Annotated in this window: 10 protein-coding genes and 1 tRNA gene; 9 read left to right on the top strand and 2 right to left on the bottom strand. The window is 57.0% G+C overall.

Annotated features, from left to right (window positions below):
- Positions 1-157: 157 nt before the first annotated feature.
- Positions 158-8,389, top strand: coding sequence for a neuraminidase-like domain-containing protein (locus CRO05_RS12340; RefSeq protein ID WP_097067440.1), 8,232 nt, complete (start codon positions 158-160; stop codon positions 8,387-8,389).
- Entirely contained in the window at positions 8,386-11,709 is a 3,324-nt protein-coding gene (locus CRO05_RS12335; RefSeq protein WP_097067439.1) for an insecticidal toxin protein, read from the top strand. Before CRO05_RS12340 ends, CRO05_RS12335 begins: the two co-directional genes overlap by 4 nt.
- A gap of 507 nt (positions 11,710-12,216) precedes the next feature.
- On the opposite strand, the gene CRO05_RS12330 is transcribed toward CRO05_RS12335, so the two are convergent.
- Positions 12,217-13,410: an integrase arm-type DNA-binding domain-containing protein gene (locus CRO05_RS12330; protein WP_097067438.1), complete on the bottom strand. Its 1,194-nt coding sequence runs from the start codon at positions 13,408-13,410 to the stop codon at positions 12,217-12,219.
- Between the two features lie 1,064 nt (positions 13,411-14,474).
- On the opposite strand from CRO05_RS12330, the gene CRO05_RS12325 reads away from it, so the two are divergent.
- From CRO05_RS12325 to CRO05_RS12295, 7 genes are all read left to right on the top strand, one after another.
- Positions 14,475-15,059, top strand: coding sequence for a hypothetical protein (locus CRO05_RS12325; protein ID WP_097067437.1), 585 nt, complete (start codon positions 14,475-14,477; stop codon positions 15,057-15,059).
- Positions 15,060-15,546: 487 nt separating this feature from the next.
- Positions 15,547-17,328, top strand: coding sequence for a glycoside hydrolase family 2 TIM barrel-domain containing protein (locus tag CRO05_RS12320; protein WP_200814388.1), 1,782 nt, complete (start codon positions 15,547-15,549; stop codon positions 17,326-17,328).
- Positions 17,329-18,414 carry a galactose-1-phosphate uridylyltransferase gene (gene galT, locus CRO05_RS12315; protein WP_097067435.1) on the top strand — a complete coding sequence of 362 codons (1,086 nt, stop codon included), beginning with the start codon at positions 17,329-17,331 and terminating at the stop codon, positions 18,412-18,414.
- A gap of 91 nt (positions 18,415-18,505) precedes the next feature.
- A complete protein-coding gene (gene galK / locus CRO05_RS12310; protein ID WP_097067434.1) occupies positions 18,506-19,597 on the top strand; it encodes a galactokinase in 1,092 nt (363 codons plus the stop codon).
- A gap of 30 nt (positions 19,598-19,627) precedes the next feature.
- Entirely contained in the window at positions 19,628-20,632 is a 1,005-nt protein-coding gene (locus tag CRO05_RS12305) for a zinc-dependent alcohol dehydrogenase family protein (RefSeq protein ID WP_200814386.1), read from the top strand.
- A 202-nt stretch (positions 20,633-20,834) separates the two neighbouring features.
- Positions 20,835-20,911, top strand: a tRNA-Arg gene (locus CRO05_RS12300).
- Positions 20,912-21,009: 98 nt separating this feature from the next.
- A complete protein-coding gene (locus CRO05_RS12295) occupies positions 21,010-21,225 on the top strand; it encodes a hypothetical protein (RefSeq protein WP_090878808.1) in 216 nt (71 codons plus the stop codon).
- 449 nt (positions 21,226-21,674) lie between these two features.
- On the opposite strand, the gene CRO05_RS12290 is transcribed toward CRO05_RS12295, so the two are convergent.
- Entirely contained in the window at positions 21,675-22,061 is a 387-nt protein-coding gene (locus CRO05_RS12290; protein ID WP_097067433.1) for a hypothetical protein, read from the bottom strand.
- Positions 22,062-22,149: the final 88 nt, after the last annotated feature.

Genomic DNA, 22,149 nt, shown 5'->3' with positions numbered 1-22,149 from the left:
CCCCTACGTGAAACCGATTTTGCCGGATGGGAGCGGGAAATGATTGAGGAAGGAGTGAATGGCGATTAAGAAGGTGGATGAGGGTAACTGAACAACAACCCATGTACAAAATCGACAAGGCGGCTTAGAAGGGGGCTACCACATAGGGAGATTCAGTATGAAAGCTACTATCATATTCAAGGAGCCGACGAATAAACTCGCCATTCTCAAAGCATTCCTGGATTTCGTCCGGGACATGGACGAGATTCCGCAGCCTGTGCTGGCTCGGGGTTTGTTGTTCGAAGGGCTTAGCGCCAGCGAGGTCGGAGCACTGGAGAAAGCGCTTAAAAGTCTAAAGTATTATGACTATACCGCCAAGGAGGATTTTCTCCGGCTGATGATAGCCGACGGCACGCCCGAATATTTATTCAGACTGACCGGAGCTGACCCTGATTCTCAAAACGACTTTGCAGAGATGTTTTGGAAGCGGGGTTTCACCATTGAAAATCTTTCTTCCGATCAGGGTAGCGATTTCAAGAAGAAGCTTGATGACATCGCTACCGTCACACTTGACTCGGATAGTTCTGATACCTCCCCAGTGGTCACCTATTCGGTCAGCGGCCAAATCCGCAGACCCGACAATACCGCCTTCCTGGGGAGTGATTTGACCGTTCATGTCCTGGATGCGCTCTCCGCTAACAACTTTCTCGAGCTGGGCAGAGCTGCACCCAATCCGAAGGCTAATTATCATTTAAGCTATTCGTGGCAGCCCGACGCCCGGAAAGGTCCGAATCTCGTTGTTCGCGCCGTCACTCCGGAGGGCCGTACAGTCGGGGAAGTGCGGCAATCCGTTGCCCCTGAGTCAGTAACGTTGAATATCACCGTCAAAAATGCCGAGCCGAAGAGCTTCATCCTGACCGCAACCGTCAAGAACAAGGCAACAGGAGAGGTTCTACCTAGCGTACAAGTCGAAGCTGAGTTTCGCACGAGCGAGATAGTGCTGATGACCCAATTGGGCACGACCGATGCAAAAGGCGTTGCCTTGTTGCCTTTCGACGAGGCCCTATTTAGCAAGATTTCAGCGGGCCACCAAGTGGAAGTCACCTTTCACATTCAGCAAGCAGATAAAACCCTCGATACCCATACCACCATTTCAAATCTTCAGTCCAAGAATCAGGAAGTAGAAATTCTGGTAACCGTGCCGGAGGTCGCACCAAACGCGCCGCTGCCAGCTGGCAGCCGCTTCGTAGGGCGCGTATCCGGAACGATTGCGCTCGACTATGGTCCAGCCGCTGCCGCGATCAATGTACGAGTCTATCAGCGCGGCTTCGGCGGCGTTCGCACGCTGCTCGGTGAAGCATCGACTGACGGCGGTGGAACGTACACGTTGTCCTATACCGCTAAGGGAACGCCAAACATTGAAGTCTATGCGGTGGAGCCGAACGGGCAGGAGGTCCAGCTCTCGCGAACCAAGTTTGGCGCGAATGCGGACGAGCGGCTCGACCTCATCGCGCCGGCCGCAGTGCAGCCTGCAGCGTCGGAATTCTCACGATTGCGCGCAGCGGTCAGCCCGCAACTGGGGGGCAAGTTCGACGCACTGAGGGACGCGCTTGAACGCGGCCCACGCCACGACTTCACACTGCTTTCCAACTCGACCGGGTGGGACGCCACCGCGCTGGCGCTCGCTTCCGAGGCCGTGGATGGCGAGGCGCGCACTGGCATTCCTGCAGAGGGTTTCTACGCTCTCGCACGCTCTGGCTTGCCGACAAACACCAACGCGATCGCCCACATTTCGAAGCAGACGGTTGCCAATGCGCTGAGGCAGGCCGCGCAAGCCGGCATCGTCGATGACGCGGTCGTCAGCAAGGGGCTGGAGGCGTTCACCAATTTCGCGGCCGACTACAAGTTCACCACGGGCATCTCGGGCGCGCCGTCGAGCGCGAAAGACTTCGTTGCAAAAGCGCGCATCTCTGACGCTGATCGTGCAGCCTTTGCGAAGGTCGTGCGCGACGACGAGCCTAGGGGCCTCTGGGAACGCGCGAAAAATGCCGGAGTTTCACAGGGTGCAATCGACAAGCTGCAGTTGCAGGGTAAGCTGGCCTACCTGACTTTTAACAATGCAGAGCTGGTCGAGGTTCTGGTGGGAAAGGTCGGCGACAACGTTCTTGCCCTCATCGACCTCGGGTACGGCGACGAAGACACGTGGAAGGTGACAATTCGTGATCTCGCATCAGACGACAATGCGAAGCTCGCCGCTCTGATCCCGTTGTCATTCACCGGCCGCGATCAGGACGAGCGACTCGATGTTTATGCGGCTGAGCTCGCCCGTCGTGTGCGACAGATGGATCCTCACGCCGTCACGGTCCAGAGGATCGCGAGCGGAAAGCTCGCGGGCGTGGCGGAGCGCGACGGCATCGCTGTGTTTCTCCGGAACGCCGTACCCGTGGGGTTCCGTCTCGGCCAGACCCCTCTCAGTACGTTCATCGCGGGGAACGAAGCGGCGGTATGGAACGGCATACCTGCAGAGAAACGCGACGCCGTGCTCGGAAGCGTGAAAACCCTTTCATCGCTATACGCCGCGAGTCCGACGGATGAGGCACTCAGTGCGGTTCTCCAAGCCGGCTTTCGCTCGGCGACTGCGATTGCAAAGGCTGACTTCGCTACTTTCTCGCACCGTGTCGCGCCCTACCTTCCCAAAGGTAGCCGGACGCGCCAGACGTCGGTCAGCCAGTTCGTCTACTGGAAAGCGCAGCAGCAGTCTGCGACGGTCTTCAACGTCTTCGACGGATTGAAGCGGATGGCGACGCCGTCATACGCGCCGGGCTCCACGCCCGAAGATGTGCAGCGTCGCAGCGATCAACAGGCTGTCGCGCGCCAGAAACTCAGTGGGATGTTTCCAACGCTCGAGACGCTTTTCGGGTCGGCAGACTACTGCGAGTGCTCGACGTGTCGATCAGTGCTCAGCCCCGCGGCCTATCTGGTCGACATTTTGCATTTCATCGATCCGAATGAAGAGGACTGGGCGACTGCGAAGGGATCGTATGAAGCACGCACGGGGGCCTCCTACACGAAGAGCAAGCCGTTTGACGCACTGAACCGCCGCCGTCCCGACATAAAGAACATCGCGCTGACTTGCGAGAACACGAACACAGCGCTTCCGTACATCGATGTGGTCAACGAAGTACTCGAACAACTGTTGGTTGCTGACGGTGTGGACGTGCCGGATCTGTACGCCTACGACGTCGGTGACGCTTCGAGCGCCGATCTCATCGCCGAGCCCCAGAATATTCTGTGGAGCGCGTATGTGGGTGAATCCGGATTCAAGGGGCTGCGCGATCGGGTTTATCCGCTCGCGCTGCCGTTCGATCTTCCGCTCGAAACCGTACGTACCTTTCTGAGGCAGCTTGATCTGCCGCTTTGGCGGTTGCGGCAGTGCATCGCACGCCCGACCACACTTTTGGCCACCCGCAATGATCGTACCGATGGCTGGACTGATGTGTGGTTCGAGCGGCTCGGGCTCTCACCTGGGGACGTCGCGGCGATTATGGGCTCCGATGACTGGTTTGCGCTGTACGGATTCGGCAGCGAGGACGAAGCGCTGAAGACGGAGATGGCGAACAGTGTTTCGCGCCCCGCCGCGTCGAGCTTGCGTAATGCCAAAACACTCTCGCGGCGCCTGGGTGTATCCTACGAGGAACTGGTCGAGATCCTGCGCACGCGCTTCATCAATCCAGAGATCGAGAAACTCATTGCATTAAAGCGCGTCGGCGTCGATCCGAACACTATTGATCGCTACTTCGGCTCGGGGGACCCTCTGAATGAGGCCGACAAGTCCGGGCTCGAGGCAGATCTGCTCGCGCAGGGCCTGCGACCGGCAGACCTCGCCCCACTTCGAACGGAAGCCATGCGCAACGCGACGCTGGTGCTAAGCGCGCCTGCTGCGGGCTGCGATTTTGCTCAGGCGACGCTTGCGTTCGATCTGGCGCCGGCGGCGCCCGATGCTGCCATGGCACTTGTGCTGCTGAAGATGAACGCGTTCGTCCGGCTGCAGAGAAGGCTGAGTTGGGAGATCCACGAGCTCGACCGTGCGCTCATGGCTCTTGTACCCGGGGTCGGAGCGCTCACGATGACGTCGTTTGCAGATGCCATGCGGACCGCACTCATCTATCTCGCGCATGTCGAAGAGCTTCGCGAGCGATTTAACGATCGCGTGTCGCGGGAGGAACTGCTGCTGCTGTGGAGTGATATCCCGACGACAGGCACGGACTGCCTGTATGAGCGCCTCTTCACCAGCGCCGGCGCCATGGGGCGAAATCCCACGTTTGACAAACGCCTCGGTCAAGTGCTTCAGGACGGCACAGCACAGATTAGCGACCACGTGGACGTTGTGCGTCAGGCGCTGCAACTGGCGTACGAGGAAATAGAGCCGATTCTAAAGTCTGCACAGGCGGGGGATCGTTTGCTGTCCATCAGTAATCTTTCGATGCTCGGGCGCTATGGCGTACTTGCTCGCGGACTCGATCTTCCGATCGCCGATCTCTTGTCGCTGCTCAGCCTTTCGGAGCACAAGCCTTTCACTGCGCTGCCGAACATGCCGCTCACAGAACTGGCTCAGGACACGCCATGGGTTCAAGCTCTTGCGTTTGTAGATGAGGTGGCGCTGCTCGGCAAAGCAGGCATCGGTGTTTCGTTCTTGGACAGACAGTGTCGGCATCGCGGTGTCTCGCCGCCGCCCTATGCCGCGAGCGACCCCGCATCGCTTGCGCTCGCTTTGTTGCCGGCTGCTGATCAGGCGGCATCGGAGAAGCTTTCGGCGTTGATCGTGCAAACGCTGGCTGGACAGCTGTCCGCGCCCGTTCCGCTTGTGGAGGCGCTGGTCAGCAAGGTTCTGAAAGACGCTGGCGGCAAATTCATCAAGGAAAGTGGCTTCTCTGACCCTGAGCACACTGTCTACTCATTGCGCAAGCTGCGCAAAGCGCTTGATCTCATTCAATCGTTGGAGGTCACGGCTGCGGAACTGGATTACCTGATGAATGTACCGGGGGCCGTGAACCCGAACGATCTGCCGCTCGATGAGGTTGTAGACGACGCTCGAGCGCAGGCGCTGCGCAAGGGACTAGCCCCGTGGATCGATTTTGTAGCCATTCGAAGGAGCACAGGTCGCAGTGAGCGGCTTCTGGCAGTGCTACGAGCGGCAGAGCAACCCCTGGACGTGCAGAACACAGTGGCCGCGCGTGAGGCTGGGCTGCGTGACGCGTTCGGCGCGCTTACGGGTCTCAAGGTCGATCTCCTGCCTGCATTGCTGGTCGCCATCGGCGCGACACCCACCGCGGGGCCGACCTTCAGTGTCTTAGTAATGAAGGATCCCGCGCGGTTGCGCGAGTCGCTGGAAGCAATCAAGTGCTGCATGCGGCTGAGTCTGAGGCCCGAGGCGATTGTCGACCTTGCCACGGTGTACATTGACGAGAAGGTGGCGCAGAAGCTGCGCACCGCCGTCAAGGCTCGCTACCCGCGCTCCGCGTGGCGCAAACTGGCGCAGCCGATATTCGATAGACTGCGCAAAAAGCAGAGGGATGCGCTGGTCGTCCATCTCACTCACGTGCTAAACGCCGAAGGTCAGCCCCGCTATGGCGAGACGATGGAGAAGCTCTTCGAGCATCTGCTGCTCGACCCAGGCATGGAGCCGGTGGTGCTGGCGTCACGCATCCAGCTTGCTATCTCCTCGGTGCAGCTGTTCGTCCAGCGCTGTCTGATGAATCTGGAGCCGGACCGCGTCGACCCGCAAATCATAGACACCAAGCGCTGGGAATGGATGAGGCGATATCGGGTATGGGAAGTGAACCGCAAAATGTTCATCTGGCCCGAGAACTGGCTTGATCCAGAGTTCCGGGACGATCGCACGCACTTGTTCCGGGCGCTGGAGGGCAATCTGCTGCAGGGGGACGTGAATGACGATCTGGTGCGTGCCGCGCTGTACGAATATCTCAAGGGCCTCGAAACGATCGCACGCCTCGAAATGCTCACGATGTACTTCGAGCCAGGCATCAGTGCGGATGGCAGCATCGTGCACCTCGTCGGGCGAACGCCGAGCGCGCCTTTCACCTATCTCTATCGAAACATTTCGCACGGTATCTGGACGCCGTGGGAGCCAATCGAGATGCACATCGAGGGCGAGCATCTCGTGCTCGCTCCTTGGCGCGGCCGCATGCATCTGTTCTGGGTGACGTTTCTTGAACAGACATTGCCAATTGATCCCCCTCCAATATTCACACCGGCGAGCGACACGGTCGATACGAGGAATTTGCGTGGACCCACGTACGTCAAGGTGCAATTGCACTGGGCCGAGCGCATTGACGATAAGTGGACGAATCGAGGCTCCACATCGGGGTTCGTGGATACTGCGTTCATGGATTGCAAGGCGACCTCGGATGAGGAAAAACGAGGCTTCTTCGTACGGACGGTGGTGATCGAAAACGAAGCTGGAGCGCAGGACGACGATCTGGAGATCCACATCACGAACGAAAACAAAGGACACAAATTCGTGTTCTTCAGCAAGCTCGCGCCACCCCGCTCGGAGTCCGACTCGTCCGCGCCGACTCTGCCGCCCTTCGATGCGATTTCCCCGAAGGCTACGAAGTGGGTCTCCAACGAGCAGCAACCGTTGAGCATCACATTCGTTTCAGCCGTCTCCAAGAGCTCCGTCGCGGAGCGAGACATCCTACAGCGCGATACATCTCCCATTCTCGACGCCGCACACAATTTCTCGCTGCTATTCCCAACGAACGAGACGCTGCCGGTGCCGTCTCGCACGCCGCCAGCGGGAGTGGGCCGACCTCACGGCTTCGTTTTCGAACCGCAGAACGCGCAGCATGTGGTGTATCGCGGTGGAGACGGCAGCATCTACGATATGTTCGGCGATCGTACGGGATGGTTTTACCAGTCTCCAAGCCTTGAGGCGGCGGGCTCCAGCACGCTCGCTGACGCCGAATCCGCCGCCTCCGATCCTTACGGGTATGGAGTGGATGACCGCGGCATGCTGTGCATTGCCTATGCCGGCGAAACGCGCATTCACGAGCTTGTCTGGTCGCAACTTGACGCCGATATGGGGGATGGGAGATTTCTGGGCACGGAATGGCGCGTTGACACCCTCTATAGTGCCGTCACTGCAAACGACCGCCCGCAGGGCCGCCCACTTGGCGGCATGTACCTGCCGAATCGCGGTGTGGTGTTTCGGACCGCCGATGGCCGCTTGCGCGCTGTGGTGGAGTCTACTGCCGACGGCACGTGGGACCTCCGAGAACTCGGTGTGGGCGCGCCCAAGCCCGCGAGCGATCCGGCCGGGTTGCTGATGACCAAAACCGAGCTGGCGATGACGCGAGTGACCAGCCGCCATCTCTTCTATATAGGCGTCGACGGCCACGTTCACGAGTTGCGGAGCGACAACGCGGGACTCGTGTGGACCTACACCAACATCACGCAAGCAATGACCGGTGTGGTGATGCCGGCCCCAAACGCCTCGCTCTCGGCCTACGCATTTCTCCTGCAGAACACGTTGCATGTGGTTTATCGCGGACGCGACGACAAGATTCACGAGCTGTGGGGTTTCCCGGGCTCTTGGAACTACAATCCCATCGGTACGCCGTTCACGAAGGCAAAGGGTGATCCGTTCGGCTACGTCATCGAATGGGCTGGATCACAACACGTCGTCTACCGCGGCGAAGGCGACGAGCTTGTCGGACTACAATGGTGGCGAGGAGCGTGGTACGAGAACGTGCTTACGCATGTGGTGCCAGGCGCGCTAAAGGTGGGCTCGGACACAACCGGCTACTCATTCGAGTCCAGCAAGCAACAGCACGTTGTCTATTTCGACGAGAGCGGCCGGCCGCGGGAACTGTATTGGGATGGCTCGTGGTTCGACAGCGGCTACCCACTCAGCAACCCATTTCCGGACTCGCTCAGCGCGCTCGCTGCGCCGTTCTTCTACGAGGAGCGGGGATCTCGTCCACACACGTTCTTTGTCGAGCCTTCTGTCGTCGAAACAACCGTGCACGAGTGGACGGAGTGGATAGTCACCAGGCGCGAGCGTATTGAGTACGTGCAACCGAAGACACTCGCGCCGCTGCATCCGGAAGCGATCGCTGTGACTCCGGACCCCACCGGCATTTTGCGCAATGCGGACCGCGCCCGGAAATACGTGAACGACATTCCCGTCATCGTCCGAACCCCGCGAGGCGTGATCGATCCGCGTACCGATGTCAGCACCAAGGGCGTGGCGCGAGTCACGGCAGAGGCGTCCGCATCGCCATCCTCGCACTTCTCTCCGAAGCTGGTAGATGTGACAAAGGGGGTAAATGTACAGGTGACGCGAGACGCTGTGGATCTCGCCAGACTGAAGGGAGTCTTCCCATGAGCAACTCACGCATCTTTCACGGCGCGTTCGATACCTATTCTGCACGCCTCCCGCAGTGGCGCATTGTAAGCCAGGAGCGAAAGTACGCGCATTCCGTCCAGCATGCTCGCCGGCTTGTCTATAAGTTCAGCGGGCACACGCATCCGTACGCGCAACTGCTGATGAGCGAGTTGATCGGCAAGGATATAGATGGTTTGGAGCGCCTGGACACCGAGGTCGATCTGCGCAGAACGTATTTCCAGAGGGACTATGCGCCAAACAAGGTAATCGAGCGGGTTGATCCTGCCCTATGCGGCTCCGACGTGACGGCCGTCGTTGCCCCGCACAAGGAGGGATCCACTGTAGCTGAAGACGGGCTGCCGGTCGAGGACCTCGATTTCGACTACCAAAATGGCGCGTACTCGGTCTACAACTGGGAGCTGTTCTATCACGTGCCGTACACGATCGGTCTCCACCTCAGTCGAAACGGCCGTTTTGCCGAAGCACAACGCTGGTTTCACTACATCTTCGATCCGACCGACAACACCAATCCGGCGCAGGGGCCGAAGCGATTCTGGAAGGTGAAGCCGTTCCGTGTCGATGAGGTCGAGCATGTAGAAAACGTGCTTTTCAATCTCGCGACGGGTGACGATCCGCTGGCGCGGGATGCCACCGTACGCGCGATCGCGGCATGGCGTGACAGTCCATTCCGTCCGCATCTCGTCGCACGCACGCGCCCCACCGCATACATGTACGCAGCGGTCATGGCATACCTCGACAACCTCATCGCCTGGGGTGATTCGCTCTTTCAGCAGGACACACGAGAGAGCATAAATGAGGCGATGCAGCTCTACGTTCTGGCTGCGAATATCCTTGGACCGCGTCCGCAGCAGGTGCCCGCCAGCGGCCAGAATCGCAAACAGACCTATGCGAGTCTGAAGAACAAGCTCGACGAGTTCGGTAATGCCGCCGTCGCGCTCGAAGCCGAGATCGCGTTCGATTTGTTTCCTCCGCCCCCTGAGGCGGAGGCCCGGACGCAGCAGACCGTGCTTGAAAGCGTCGGCCGGAGCCTCTATTTCTGCGTGCCTCGCAACGAAAAGCTGATTGGCTACTGGGATACGGTCGGCGACCGGCTATTCAAGATCCGGAACAGCCTGAACCTCCAGGGCATCTTCAGGCAGTTGCCGTTGTTTGCTCCGCCGATCGACCCGGCGATGCTCGCTCGCGCGGTGGCTGCGGGCGTGGACGTCGGAGCCATCATCGCTGGAACCGCAGGTGCCATTCTGCCGGTGCGCTTTCAGGTGATCCAACAGCGGGCGATGGAGCTGGCGCAGGAGGTGAAGTCACTGGGCTCGCAGATTCTTTCCGCGCTGGAAAAGAAGGACGGCGAGACGCTTGGTGTACTGCGCGCTCGGCACGAGCTCCGCATGCTGGATCTCGGCGAGACCGTGAAATACGCGCAGTGGCAGGAGGCAATCAAGGCGCGGGAGGGCGTTACTGTCAATCTCCAGAATACCTTTCAACGCTTTCGTCACTATCACCGCCTTCTTGGTACCGACGACGGACAGATCAAGCTCCCGGACTACGCAAACTTTGACCGAGCCCAGTTCGAAGGGCGCAACGCCTCGCTTGACGAGCCCACGGTCGACGCGGCAGACCCGGACGTGCGCATCGGCACCAGCTCCCGCGACGGTGGGCACAAGGTGTCGGACGAGGAAGCGCACGAGCTGGATCTGCTCGAAGCTACGCAGATCGCGCAGGAGGTGGCTCTCGCCATCGAATCGATCGGCTCGTTTCTGAACCTGATCCCGGATGTCGAAGCAGCGGCAAAACCGATGGGGGCAGGGGTGTCGGCGCGGATCGGCGGGCGCAATCTGGGTCCGTTGTTTCAGGCCCTCGGCGGAATCGCTCGCGGCGCGGCAGGTAGCCTCGGACATAAGGCCAGCATGGCCGGTCGCATGGCGTCATTCGGTCGCCGCGAACAGGAGTGGGCACTGCAGCGCAAGGCGGCGGCCGGCGAGCTGACGCAGCTCTACAAACAGTATCGCTCCGCAGAGATTCGTGAGTACATCGCAAAGCGCGAGCATGAACACCACCTTACGCAGGTTCAACAATCCAGAGACGTGCTTGAGTTCCTCACCAACGAGCAGGACCTGTTAAGCGGCGACCGGCGCAAGACTACGACAGAGGATTTCTATCTGTGGATGAAACGCGAGGCTCAGGGCCTGCACACTCGCTGCTTCCAACTCGCGCTTGAAACCGCGCGCAAGGCCGAGAGCGCTCTGCAATACGAACTCGGAGACTCCAGCTTGCACTTCATCCAGACAGGCTACCTAGCCGGGAAGGAGGGGCTCTTTGCGGGGGAGCGGCTCTGGTTCGACCTCAAACGACTCGAGCTCTCGTTCGAGGAACGCAATCGACGCGAGTACGAACTTACCCGGCATATTAGCTTGCGCGAGTGGTTCCCGCTACAGCTCATAGCATTGCGCCAATCTGGTAAATGTCAGATCGAGTTGTCCGAGCAGTTGTTCGACCTTGATTGCCCGGGACATAGCTTCCGACGTATCAAATCCGTGGCACTGTCCATTCCCTGTGTAACAGGGCCGTACGCAAGTGTGAATTGCGCTTTGACTTTGGGAGAAAGCTTCGTACGGCGCTCCGCCGCAGGCTATGGCAATGATCCGCGGAGTGATGATGCGAACTTTACTCCCTATCAGTCGGCGGTGAAGGCAGTTGTAACGAGCACCGGGCAGGCGGACGCCGGTCTGTTCGAGGCCAACCTGCGCGACGAGCGCTACCTTCCGTTTGAGGGGTCTGGCGTGATTAGCGCCTGGTCTTTGGAGTTGCTCGGACAACCGCCGTCGTTCGATTACGATACGATCGCCGACGTGGTGCTCACCATGCGCTACACGGCTCGTCCAGACGGAGATCGCGCGAAAGCCGAGGAGAGCGCAAAACGGTGGCTGGAGGCGCACGCTGCGCGGGTCTTCTCGATGAGGCACGAGTTTGGCACTGAATGGGCTGGGTTCAAGCGTCAGCGTTCGGAGGGAGAAGGCCGCCCCATGTTGAAATTCTCACTTGCACCCTATCATTTCCCGTTCCGGATGGAGGAGGTCACTGTGCAGCCAAAGCGCTTGCATCTATTCTTCTCGGGCACTGCCGACGGAGAGGTCGAGTTGCGAAGAAACGGCAGCTCGCTCGGCGGCAAGGTCGCTCTTGGGAATGGGATGACCTTTGCGTCAAACGCGCTGCAGGTGAGCGGGGACTATGAGCTGCAATTTGAATCCAACACGCTTGAGGATCTGTGGATAGTCGTCGATTGGCAAGCTGATGAGACGTAAGTGGACATCTTTTCGGGGAATTAGTCTACGGCCTGTTAACACAATTGCCCATATTATTGTTATAAAAGTTTTCTTCTGGTCCGAGCATTCTAGATAACTGCTTACGTCAAGTGGTTACTTTAAAAGTGTTAACAGGCGCTAGTTGTAAATGTAGGGATAACTTGAGGTGCGCGATAGCTTGAGATAGTTTCCACTCGTCTTGTCGCCCCGCTGGTTATATAAATTTGTTTGATAATAGAAATTCTTCTGGTGATGTAGCGTTAAATGTTGCCGCGATTTTAGATAGTAAGTCCCATATTCTTATTAATGGTTTTTATTTTACTTCTTGATCATGGATTATCCCGCCGTGTTTTACAGTGAACGCTTGAAGGAAACTGCTACTCTCAAGCGACGGCAGCGCGTGAAGCTTAAGAATTTATCAGTACCGTCAGTTGACCGCATATATTCATTTTACTACTCCTGTCCTCATCGAACCGCAAGACCGCATACGCGCACCTAGGTGACACGTTACTGGGTCTTACAATGAGCTTCCCATTCTCTCATCAAATTCCGTCGCTTCTCGACCAAGTCCCCACGGCGATACGCTGCTTCAGCCTGATTAGCTATCGTGTGAGCCAGTGCCATCTCGCACACGTCTCGTGGGAAATTTGTACACTCTGAGGCCCAGTCGCGAAACGATGAGCGAAAGCCATGTACCGTCAAGCCAGTCCTTTCCATGCGCCTGAGCAGTTCCAGCATCGCCATGTTGGTTAGTGGTTTACCTTCCTTCTGCCCCGGAAATATGTAGTCGCTCTGCTTGATCTCGCGGAGTCCCTGGATAATTTCCAGTGCTCTCGTCGATAAGGGCACACGGTGTTCTACGCCAGCTTTCATGCGCGAAGCTGGAATAGTCCAGATTCCTGCCTTCAGATCAAACTCTTCCCACCTTGCCCCAATCGTCTCGCCGGTCCGTGCTGCAGTAAGGATAAGGAACTCCAGTGCTCTGGCTGCAACGCCTTCCTGTAGCCGGAGTGATTCCATAAACTCACCGATCTGATTGAAGGGAAGAGCGGGGTGATGTTTCACCCGCAGTTTCTTGTTAAGCGAGGGAAGCAGGTTCTCCAGGTGTCCTCGCCAACGCGCGGGATTCTCCCCCTCGCGATAACCACTGACCGTGGCCCAATCAAGTACCGATTCAATTCGTCCGCGTAAGCGGCTTGCCGTCTCAGGCTTTTCGGTCCAGATGGGCTCAAGCACTTTCATGACCGATCCCGTATCCACTTCCTGTACGGACAATGGTCCAATCACCCGCCCACAATAGGTCTTGATCGTATTGGCCCATTGATCGGCATGCTTTACGTTTCTCCAGCTGGAGCGGTGGGTTTTGATATAGGCAGTGGCACACTCTGAGAAAGTCATCGATCTTGCAGCTTCAAGCGATTGCCGGGCATGCTCAGCATCTCGCGCTGTGATGGGGTCGATCTTCTTCAGTAGCGACTGGCGGCAGAGGACGGCAGCGTGACGTGCATCAGCAAGAGATACGGTATGAAATGGACCTAACCCCATATGCCGGTTCCTGCCGTTCAAGGAATAGCGGAAGATCCACGACTTGCTGCCTGAATCGCTCACCTGGAGATACAGTCCACCGCCATCACAGTAGTACCCAGCTTCTTTCTTGTTAACCACTTCTTTTACTGATAACCTAGATATACGTCGTCTCATTTCTACCCTCGTTTCTACCTACATTTTAGACTGGGATAGTATGAGACTTTTAGACTGGGATAGTATGAGACAACCTGAAACACGTCAATACAAAAAATGAAGTGAAAGCTAAGCTGGGTAAGGGTTTACGAGACTTGCTGGGATATGACAGAACAGCAGTCTGGAGGACTCTCTCTCCGCCACTGAATCCTACTATATTGATCTTTGCAAACCGCAGGTCGGGCACTTGGAGTCAGCTCAGTAAAAGAATGGTCATCCCCCCAAACAACTGGCTACTTTGGCCCTGTGATGACTTAAAAACCATCCCGTCAACGAATCCATAAAAGACATCGTAGCCTTTTGAAGTGCATCTTTTTGGCAAAGTATTTTGCTGTCAAAGAATGCCCGCTATGTTGAAAATATTTCCCCTGCGACAAAGTCGAGTGTGCCATGCTCTTCCAAGTATCCCCAGGGGAACTCCGGCTTTCGAATAGCTCGGTTCCGATTGTCGGCTCGTTTTTTCATTCCATGCAGTAAGAGGCGTTACCGAATACCCTTTCGAAATCTCGACTGATGAGACTGGCATTGTAGAAGCAGACCTGATCTTCTTTCTCCAGGTGCTCGTAAATACCGCTCCTGCGTTCTCATGACTCTTCAGCGCCATGGAGGAAAGGTTTGGTTCTGACTCGGTGATCCGTCACTAGTAATCAGTCTCATTGCCCAGTAGTCCCGCAGCTATTCATAGTATCTGAGAGCATCGAAAGTTTCTCCACCGTTTTGTCGGTGGTCTGCTTTAACCCAGAGCGGTTTTGAAGCGCTTTTAGTTCTGTACTCTAACCAACTCATCAGGACGGCAAGGCATAGCCGAACCAATCAGCCCGCTCTTAGTAGAATTTCCACTCCCGGCTCGGTTCCCAACCACTGACCAGTCCGAGCAAGCTGTCGCTGTCATCGAACAGCCGAGCCGCGCGTTAATGAAGTTGAAGCGCGCCCGTACTCATATTCATATTCGCGCTGCTCGTAATTATTACGACCTTTCCTGGTCATAGGAGCTCCACGCATAACAGGCTTAAACCAGCGCTGCCATGAAAAAGCTCAAACTATTATGTTTTTCATGCTTGATCGTCGCCTTGCTCGGGCTGATCCTCGGGGGAGCGGCAATAGCTTTTGACGGGGATGATGGCGGGTTCGATGGAGGGTTTGATGGCGGAGGGGACGACGCGGGGGACGAAGGCGCTAACAGCGACACTGACAGCGACGGCATGGAAGATGATGATGGCGGACAGGATGATCATCAAGGAGAGGACCGGGATAAAGACGGGCGTCCCGATGGACATGGCCATCACGGCGGTCATCGACACCACGGAATAGGCCATCATACCCATATTATCCACGGATGGCCCGCGTATGGGTTCGGCCCGGCTTTCGGCTTTGGTGCCTTCGGCTATACGCCAGCGCCGTATTATGGATATTCCCCCGGAGGTTTCCGGCCCACTCAACCGGGCGTCGTGTATGTCGAAAAAAAAGACATCTCCCAGTGGGCTCCTGAACCGCAAACTAATAATTGGTATTACTGCCGGGAAGCGGAAGGTTACTATCCCGAGGTGAAGGAATGCCCCGGTGACTGGGAGCAAGTGCCGCCGCAGGCAGAACATGATAATCAGGAGTAAGTTGCTGCCGCACATCTCCCAAGTTTTATGAGCCATTCATCGCTCAGACTGCAGAACTCATCGCAACCGAAATTGCAAAGCCAAGGCCCAACAATAGGTTCTTGAACCTCACTTTGCCACTCAAGGTGAAGCGGAAGATCCAAGACTTGCTGCCGGAATCACTTACCTGGAGATACGGCTCACCGCGTCACAGTAGTAGCCGGGCTTTCTTGTTAACTGCTTCTTTTACTGATAATCTAAACATTCGACGTCTCATCTCTACGCTCGCTTCTACCCACATTTGAGACTGGGATAGTATGATTACCTGCCTGATCGATACCGTTTGTCTGCGGGATACCAGTGCTTCCCCCGACCGCAGTATTCGCCGCAGTATTCGCGGTAGGAAACGTAAGCCATAGTCATCGCATGGCATAAGTCAAGGCGGATGCAACCCGATGCCGCTGGTCTCGGTGACGAGCTTGCAAATGCCTGTTAGAGGAGAAGTGCGTTGGAGTTCGCCTACCCCCGGCCACAGATGCAGCGCTCGAACTGGACTTCGCTCAACGGCACGTGGCGTTTTTGCTATGACGACGCGCGCGAGTTTGCGCTGCCTTCCCAAATCAAGACCTGGCCATTAAGGATTACCGTGCCCTTTCCGCCCGAATCTGAAGCGAGCGGGATCGGCGATCGAGGCTTTCACCCGCTGTGCTGGTACGAGCGGGACTTCGACTGCGAGCCATCTCCCGGCCGCGTGATTCTGCGGTTCGGCGCGGTGGACTACGCGGCGCGAGTATGGATCAATGGCTGTCTGGCTGTCACGCACGAAGGCGGGCACACGCCTTTCTGGGCAGATATCACTCACATGCTGAACTCGTCAGGGAGCCAGAGGGTGACGGTGCAAGTGGATGACGACCCGCATGAGCTGGCCAAGCCGCGCGGCAAGCAGGATTGGCAACTGGAGCCTCATGCTATCTGGTATCCGCGAACGACGGGAATCTGGCAGACAGTCTGGATAGAGCGGGTGCCGGATAACTATATTGAAAAAATCCGGTGGACGCCCGAGGTCGAGACGTACGCCATCGGTTTTGAGGCCCGGGTCATAGGAGAGTGCGCCGCCGACCTTACTGTGGATGTCTGCCTGCGGAATGGCGAGCAGCTGCTTGCGCATGACCGTTACCAGGTGGTGGACCGCGAAGTCGACCGGCTCATTGTGCTGTCCGACCCCGGTATCGATGATTATCGCAATGAATTGCTGTGGAGCCCCGAACGTCCGACATTGCTCGATGCGACCGTGCGGCTCATGCGAGGTGAAGAGGTGGTGGACGAATTCACTTCGTACACCGCACTGCGATCAGTGCATATTCTGCGCGACCGCTTCATGCTCAACGGACGGCCATATACCCTGCGACTCGTGCTTGACCAGGGCTATTGGCCCGATACCCTGCTGGCTGCGCCCGGCGACGACGCGTTGCGGCGAGATGTGGAGCTTGCGAAGGCGATGGGATTCAACGGCGTGCGTAAGCATCAAAAGGTCGAGGATCCGCGATATCTCTACTGGGCGGACAGGCTGGGACTCATGGTGTGGGAAGAAATGCCCTCGGCCTATCGTTTTACGCGCAGTGCTATCAAAAGGACGGTGCGCGAGTGGACAGAGGTTATCGAGCGTGACTACAGCCACCCCTGCATTATCGTTTGGGTTCCTTTCAACGAATCCTGGGGCGTACCCGAACTAACCGCGGTGGGCAAACAGCGCCACGCTGTCGAAGCGCTGTATCATCTGACTAAAACGCTGGACGCCACTCGCCCCGTAATCGGCAACGACGGCTGGGAAAGCAGCGCCACCGACATCATCGGCATTCACGATTACGACGCTAACATCGAGCACCTGCGTCAGCGTTATGGCGCAGAGGTCCAACCCGAGCAGTTATTCGACCGGAGGCGGCCGGGCGGCCGGATTCTGACGCTCGACGGCTATCCGCATCGGGGTCAGCCGATTATGCTGACCGAGTTCGGCGGCATTGCTTTCGCCATGTGTCCACAGCCGGGCGTCGAGCATTCGTGGGGCTACACGGAGGCCACAGACGCCGATGAATTCGCGCGGATGTATGGCGACCTGATGCTCACGATCATTCATACCGCGCTCTTCAGCGGTTTTTGCTACACCCAGTTTGCTGATACTTTTCAGGAAGCGAACGGATTGCTCTGTGCGGATCGCACGCCGAAAATTCCCATTGAGCAAATTGCAAAGTTGACGCGCATTTCACGCACACATATACCTGGAGGTGTCTAGGTGTATTCGCTCGATCTCATCAAGCCGGATGGTCGACGGCTGACCCTCTACGCGCGTCAGCAGATAGACCCGGAAATCACCGCGCCGAGCCCATTCGATGCGCCGCTGAACGCAAGTCCACATTTGCGGTGGCATCCCCTTCGCGGTGAATGGGTGACGTATGCTGCCTATCGTCAAGGGCGTACCTTCTTGCCTCCCCCCGAGTACAATCCATTGGGGGTGACCACGGATCCGGTTCACCCGACGGAAGTACCGGCTGGAAATTGGGATGTGGCGGTGTTCGATAATCGTTTTCCATCACTCGGCGGGGTCAGTGCAGCGCCGCCCGCTTTGATCGTGCCGAGCAAACACGCGGCGGGGCACTGTGAAGTGGTTGTGTTTACGAAGGATTCGGCGGCGTCCCTCGGGGCGCTACCGCTTGCTCACATCGAATTGTTGCTACAAGTATGGGGAGATCGTACCGACAGGATGGCACAGCGGCAGGATATCGCCTACGTGTTGCCGTTCGAGAACCGCGGAGCGGAGGTTGGCGTGACCTTGCACCATCCCCACGGCCAGATCTATGCCTACCCCCTGGTGCCGCCGGTGCCAGCACGCATGCAGCAGGAAGCACAACGTTATTACGGAGAAAAAGGGCGCGGGGTCCTGCAGGATCTCATTGTGGCGGAGCGCCGTGCTGGTTTGCGCATGCTTTACGAAGGTTCCCATGCCGTAGCTTTCGTTCCTGCATGCGCGCGCTACCCGTATGAAGTGTGGGTCGCCCCCATCGAGCCAGTCGAAAGTTTTATTCGACTCACCTCCGATCAGCGCGCCGACCTGGCACGGGCGTTAAAGACGGTATTACTGAAATACGATGGACTATGGCAGAGGCCTTTTCCGTATTTGATGGCTTGGTACCAAGCGCCTGCTGATGGTCAGGTTCACCCTGAGTCGCATCTTCATGCGGAGTTCTATCCGCCCTATCGCACCCGCGACCGCCTCAAATATCTTGCCGGAACCGAAATAGCAGCGGGGTTTTTCGCGATGGATGCGCTGCCGGAAGAGAAGGCTCTCGAGCTTCAGCAAGTGGAGGTCGCTCTCGAATGAATTCCGTTCCCGATCGCGCCAGCACCAACCGCCAGCCCGGTGCTGAAATGCGAGGATACGGGCGGCGCCACCTTACTCGTCTGGAGGCCGGATGAGCAGTTTCGAGGCGGTGTTTGGCGGGTTGCCGGAAGTGGTGGCGCGAGCCCCCGGGCGGGTCAATCTGCTGGGCGAACACACGGACTATAATGACGGCTATGTGTTGCCAATCGCTATCGACCAGCAGACGAGTGTCAGCATGCGCCGCAATAATGAAGGTAGGTATGTGCTGCGTTCCGAGATGCTCGACCGTACAGTCCGCTTCACGCTTGATTCACCCCCCACGGAACATTTCGCCACGTATGTTTATGGCTGTCTCGTGGAAGCGCATGCTGCAGGAATCAAAACTCCGGCCTCGGATATATATATTCAATCAGATGTACCTATGGGAGTGGGTTTGTCTTCCAGCGCGGCGCTCGAGGTTGCCACACTTCGGGCTGTGCGTACTTTGACCGGTAAGCCCGTGGATGACGTACTTATAGCGCAGCTTGCGCAACGCGCGGAAATCAAACACGCGGGTGTCCGCTGCGGCATCATGGATCAGATGGCTTCAAGCCTTGCCGGAACGCAAAGCGCCCTGCTTCTCGACACTCGCACGCTGGAGCGTCGGCTCATCCCATTGCCGCCTGGATCGGCGGTACTGGTACTCGATTCGGGGTTAGCCCGCACCTTGGCGGGCAGTGGCTATAATCAACGCCGGGCCGAATGTGAAGAGGCGGCGCGGCGGCTAGGCGTGATCTCGCTGCGTGATGTTAACGATATCTCGGTTGCGGATACTCTACCTGACCCATTGTGCCGCCGGGTACGCCATATCGTGAGCGAAAATGAACGGGTGCTTCTGGCGGCCGCCTGCAGCGGCGCAGAAGAATTTGGCGCCCTGATGAACGCATCACATGCCAGCCTTCGTGACGACTATGAGGTCTCGGTACCCGAACTTGATCGGTTGGTGGCACTGTTGCAGGCACATCCTCACGTATATGGAGCACGCTTGACCGGGGCCGGATTTGGGGGCGCATGCGTAGCCTTGTGTGAACCGCAAGCATTGCCGGAAATTTGCGAAGCGGTATTACGCGATTATTCCAGAGCGGGTTTCAGCGGTCGTATGCTTGTGCCGTCAAGCATCCCTGACCGGTCAGTTCGGCAATAATCGTAATTACTGATTTTGTATCGAGAGTCTATGCCAAACGATGCCATGTACGCGATGGTACTGAACGTGCCTGGACAAATGCTTCAAAAACGCTCGCTGTCCCGTCCACGACCCGGTCCTGATGAACTGCTGGTCAAGGTTGCAGCATGCGCTGTTTGCCGTACTGACCTGCATGTGGTGGATGGCGAGTTGCCCTATCCAAAACTGCCGATTGTTCCAGGACATGAAATTATAGGGCGAGTGGCGGCACGTGGAACAAACGCACGCCATTTTTCTGTGGGTGAACGGATCGGTATTCCCTGGTTGGGCTGGACCTGCGGTGAGTGCCGCTACTGCCGTAGCGGACACGAAAATCTGTGTGCAAACGCCAGATTTACCGGTTATCAGATTGATGGAGGCTACGCTGAATATACCGTAGCCGACGCCCGCTATTGTTTCCGTATTCCTGATACTTATGGCGACATGGAAGCGGCTCCCCTGATGTGTGCCGGATTGATCGGTTACCGCGCACTTAAGATAGCCGGCGATGCTGAGCGAATTGGAATTTACGGCTTTGGCGCCGCGGCTCATATCGTTGCGCAGATCCTGCGTTATCAGGAGCGGAAATTATTTGCCTTCACGCGGCCTGGAGATACTGCGGCACAGGATTTTGCCGTCAGGATGGGCGCTGCCTGGGTAGGCAATTCAGATATGATGCCACCGGAAGAACTGGACGCCGCCATTATTTTCGCCCCCGTGGGCGATCTCGTTCCTGCCGCGCTACGGTCAATTCGCCCTGGCGGAATCGTCGTCTGTGGGGGCATTCACATGAGTGATATTCCTGCTTTTCCCTATGACATTCTCTGGCGCGAAAAACGCCTGGTATCCGTTGCCAATCTTACCCGCCAGGATGCCGAAGAATTTCTGACATTGGCCCCGAAAATACCCATCAGGGTGACTACGGAATCACTGCCGCTCAGTGAAGCAAATACAGCTTTAATGAGGCTGCGTGAAGGGAAACTGACGGGCGCGGCCGTGCTCATTCCCGATTTTTAAGCCGTATGAAATTCTGGATATCCTGTGAGCTTCCCGAGCCCGCGTTTCCACATGAGTATTTTTTAGTTTCGAGAGACAATAGCAGCGGTTGGAGCTCGAAATTGCTTTGACCCTTGAGCCCATCGGTCTGATATAATGATGGATGGGCAATTTTTAATATTCTGAGCAAAACTTGATCAGCCGAAACTTGACCAGCTTTTAGGCGCCCGTAGCTCAGTTGGATAGAGTACTTGGCTACGAACCAAGGGGTCGTGGGTTCGAATCCTGCCGGGCGCGCCATTAAAAAAAGGGGTTAGGCAATAAGTCTAGCCCCTTATTTTTTTCAGACTCCAGCCGCTTATCGTCAAATGCTGGGAATGCGTACAAGGAAAACTATCATGCCTACCAATATCTATTGCTACCATTGTCACGTTCAACATTCACGCGATGAAATGCGTCTGGTTGTCACAAAGACGGGCAAGCGCTGGCGGTGCGAGCGCAGCATAAAGAGCGCTCAGGCTGACAGGAAAACGAGAGATGCATTTGGGCGCAGCATTTCCGCCCTCAATAAAGCAGAAGCTCAGGCAAACATCAGGATGAGGTCGAAAGACTGAGCAATTAAAATGTTGGACAGATGCAGGTGTCGGCCGGATATAGGTGGAAGGTTACCTCAGTGTGCCTGCTTGGGAGGGCGGGTATATCGCGGGTCCGCCGCTGCGAAGCACTAGGCAAGGCAGGTACACATGGTGTGACTGCCCGATCACGACCCTTTTATCCTTCTTGAATTGACTTTCGTTCAGGATAGGATAACGGTCAGTCGCGCGTTACGACTCGCTCCACCCATTGCCCCTACTGCCATTCTGAACGGGAGCGGAATGTTCCGCAGTTGATATCATTTTGAATTAAGCGGTAGGTTTTTTTGAGAAAGCTATCGTACTCGTCATCCGCGGAATGGAGTAGGCTGGAGTTCGTCGAGAAGTTACTTCACGCGACGCAACAAATCCCGTCAATTTAGATTCCGAGGCTATGGCAGGATTTGTGCGGATGAGAGCCGTTTGCTCGGTCATGCAGACTCTCTTCCAACCAGAGAAAGGCTCGCGTCCGCTGTAAGGCTCCCTAGAAAGCGCTGGAATTGAGTATCTCCTGGCAGCACAGCACGGACATCGATTACAAGACGTAAACGTCCGCTTTTCAATCTCACGAGCTTCATATAGCTTGGAAAAGCATGGTGTGCGGGTACCGCAATACCATTGCCCGGGCCATCGGCGGGATAGCTCACCCACTCGGGCACCAGGCCTGACTCGCGTATGGCGGCTTCCGACTCTTCGAATATATATGCGGTAATGCCGATTGCAGCGCTCGTCCAGGAACTGATCGGTTTAAGCGGTTGCGTTGTTTCAGAACTGAAATTGTCAACTTGCGGGGCTTGGCGCTTGGGTTTGGCATTCATACGAAAATTCCTTTAGACAACGCACCTGATAAATGGTTCAAAAATCTCTCTCTCGCCATGGAGTGGAATGACGGGATCGGCGTCCTGA

The organism is Nitrosovibrio sp. Nv4 (assembly GCF_900215485.1).
Taxonomy (GTDB): domain Bacteria; phylum Pseudomonadota; class Gammaproteobacteria; order Burkholderiales; family Nitrosomonadaceae; genus Nitrosospira.
Note: the sequence above shows the minus strand (reverse complement) of the source record. Positions and strands in the feature narration are given on the sequence as shown.

Bases quoted from the DNA above. Each gene is read 5' to 3' on its own strand.
- CRO05_RS12340 (WP_097067440.1), top strand. From the start codon at position 158: ATGAAAGCTACTATCATATTCAAGGAGCCGACGAATAAACTCGCCATT.
- CRO05_RS12335 (WP_097067439.1), top strand. From the start codon at position 8,386: ATGAGCAACTCACGCATCTTTCACGGCGCGTTCGATACCTATTCTGCA.
- CRO05_RS12330 (WP_097067438.1), bottom strand. From the start codon at position 13,410: ATGAGACGACGTATATCTAGGTTATCAGTAAAAGAAGTGGTTAACAAG.
- CRO05_RS12325 (WP_097067437.1), top strand. From the start codon at position 14,475: ATGAAAAAGCTCAAACTATTATGTTTTTCATGCTTGATCGTCGCCTTG.
- galK (WP_097067434.1), top strand. From the start codon at position 18,506: ATGAGCAGTTTCGAGGCGGTGTTTGGCGGGTTGCCGGAAGTGGTGGCG.
- CRO05_RS12305 (WP_200814386.1), top strand. From the start codon at position 19,628: ATGCCAAACGATGCCATGTACGCGATGGTACTGAACGTGCCTGGACAA.
- CRO05_RS12295 (WP_090878808.1), top strand. From the start codon at position 21,010: ATGCCTACCAATATCTATTGCTACCATTGTCACGTTCAACATTCACGC.
- CRO05_RS12290 (WP_097067433.1), bottom strand. From the start codon at position 22,061: ATGAATGCCAAACCCAAGCGCCAAGCCCCGCAAGTTGACAATTTCAGT.